This is a genomic window from Streptomyces flavofungini (assembly GCF_041028215.1).
GTDB lineage: Bacteria > Actinomycetota > Actinomycetes > Streptomycetales > Streptomycetaceae > Streptomyces > Streptomyces flavofungini_B.
Window position 1 is genome coordinate 1 of sequence record NZ_JASKYR010000933.1, and the last position, 2,388, is coordinate 2,388.

Here is a 2,388-nt window from a genome sequence, read left to right on the forward strand (position 1 = left end):
GTTGCAGCTCGCCGAGGTGCTGGCCGTCTTCCGGGCGCACAGTCCGGGCGTGCGGGTGCGGCTCTCGCAGGCCTCCGTGCAGTCGATGCGGCGCCACCTGAGCGCCGCCGAGGTGGACTTCGCCCTCGCCTCGCAGCCGCTGGCGGGACCCGGTCTCGACGCGGTGGCCCTGCTGCGCGAGGAGGTGTTCCTCGCCGTGCCGCGCGGCCACCGTCTGGCGGACCGCGCCCGGGTCGCGGTGGCCGAGCTGGCCGGGGAGGAGTTCGTCAGTACGCGGGCCGGCCACTGGCAACGCGTGCTCCTCGACGCCCTGTTCGCCCGTGAGGGGCTGGAGCCGCGGGTGGTGTGCGAGGGCGACGAGGCCGCCGCCACTCCGGGGCTCATCGCGACCGGACTGGGCATCGGCCTGATGCCCGCCGTCGCACGGCGTGCCCTCGGCGAGCACGGGCCGGTGTCCTGGACACGCCTCGACACTCCCGAGGCCCACCGCACCCTCAGCCTCGTATGGCGTGCGGACGCCTATCTCTCCCCGGCGGCCCAAACCTTCCGGCGGCTGGCCGTGGAGCACTTCATGCGCTACTCGTCATGAGCACATGACAGAACTGGTCGTGGAAGGCATGAGCGGACCTCCCTAACGTCGGATGCATCCACCGGACCCGCCGACGGGAGCACCGCGATGCCGCAGCACCAGCTACTTGACCACGACCTCGATCACGGCCACGGCCACGGCCACGGCGAGGACCAGAGCCGTGGCGAGGGCCCGGACCAGCGCTCGCCCGGCGACTTCACCACCTACGTCGAGGCCGTCCTCGCCACTCTGTCCGAGGCGCCGGACCGCACCGTCCTCACCGACGCGGAAGGGCGTACGACCACCGCCTCGGACTTCCGCGACCAGGTGTACGGCCTGGCGGCGGAACTGCGTGAGCGCGAGGTGACCGTCGGCACCACCGTCGCCCTGCTCACCGGCAACACCGTCGAGGCCCTCGTGTCCCGTTATGCCGCCAACCTCGCCGGTGCGCGCGTGGTCTGCCTGTACGACGGCATGAGCGCGCCGACCATGGCACGCATCATGGCCGACGCAGACTGCCGGATGCTCCTTGTGGACGCGCAACAGCCGGAGCTGGCCCGAGACTTGCGGGGCGCGGTCGCCGAGGGAGTGGCCGTGCTTTCCCTGGGCCCGGGCCCGGACGGTGAGGACATTTTGGCTCGGGCCTCCCCGCGTCCCGCGACACCGTTCACCTCTCCGGCGGGCCCCGACGACGACTGGCGCATCGGCTACACGGGAGGCACCACCGGCGTCCCCAAGGGCATCGGCATGACGCATGGCTCCCACCGCGCCGGTCTGGGGGACCGGCTCGCGGGTGCCGGTGAACCGCCGCGCTTCCTGGCCTGCACCCCGCTGGCCCACCTGGCCGGTCTCCTGGTCGACCGCACCCTGTTCCAGGGCGGATCGGTGGTGCTGCGCCACCGCTTCGAGCCCGCCGACGTACTGGCCACCATCGAACGCGAACGCGTCACCCACACCTGGCTCCTGCCGCCCCTGCTCTACCAGCTCCTCGACCACCCGGCGCTGGCGGCCACCGACCTGTCGAGCCTGAGCCGCGTCACCTACGGCGGCACCGCCGCCTCCCCCGCCCGGCTGCGCCAGGCGGCCGCCGCCCTGGGCCCCGTGCTCCACGGCTGGTACGGACAGGCGGAGGCCCAGCTCATCACCGAAACGGGCCCCGGAGAACAGGAGATGACCGGACGCGACGGCCATCTGACCGTCGGCCGGGCCCTGCCCGGCGTGCGGATCGAGATCCGCGACCCCGACGGCGTCACCCTGCCCGCCGGAGAGCGCGGTGAAGTGCTCGTACGCTCCCCCTACGCGATGCGGGGTTACTGGAAACAGCCCGAGCTGACCGCGCGGGTGCTGCGCGACGGATGGGTGCACACCGGCGACATCGGCTACCTGGACGACAAGGGCTACCTCTACATCGTCGACCGGCTCAAGGAGATGATCGTGGTCGTCGGAGGCCATGTGTACCCGGCCGAGCTGGAGGAACTGCTGCTGCGCCACCCCGCCGTCGCCCAGTGCACGGTCTTCGGCCACCGGGACGAGGAGGCGGTCGAGCACGTCCACGCCGCGGTGGTGCCCGCCGCCGGACAGCGGCCCGCCCTTGCGGATATCCGCGAGTTCGTCACCGCTCGCAAGGGCAGGCTCTACGCTCCCGAGACCCTCCACGTGCTGCCCGCCATCCCCCTGACCGCGGCGGGCAAACCCGACCGTATCCGCCTGCGCGCCCAACTGCTCCTGTCCTGAAAGGTCACCCGGCGGCGGTGTTGTAGTTGGCTATCTCCTCCACCATGACGGCGACCGCCCCGGTCAGCGGGGACCGGGCCCCCTTG

General features: G+C 72.4%; 2 protein-coding genes. Both read left to right on the forward strand.

Annotation, left to right across the window (positions count from 1 at the left end; translation table 11 throughout):
- On the forward strand, positions 1 to 589 hold a 589-nt coding region (locus AB8Z36_RS36740), incomplete at its 5' end, for a LysR substrate-binding domain-containing protein (protein WP_369217725.1).
- A gap of 87 nt (positions 590 to 676) precedes the next feature.
- Positions 677 to 2,302, forward strand: coding sequence for an AMP-binding protein (locus AB8Z36_RS36745; protein WP_369217726.1), 1,626 nt, complete (start codon positions 677 to 679; stop codon positions 2,300 to 2,302).
- The last annotated feature ends 86 nt before the right edge of the window (positions 2,303 to 2,388 follow it).

Bases quoted from the DNA above. Each gene is read 5' to 3' on its own strand.
- AB8Z36_RS36745 (WP_369217726.1), top strand. From the start codon at position 677: ATGCCGCAGCACCAGCTACTTGACCACGACCTCGATCACGGCCACGGC.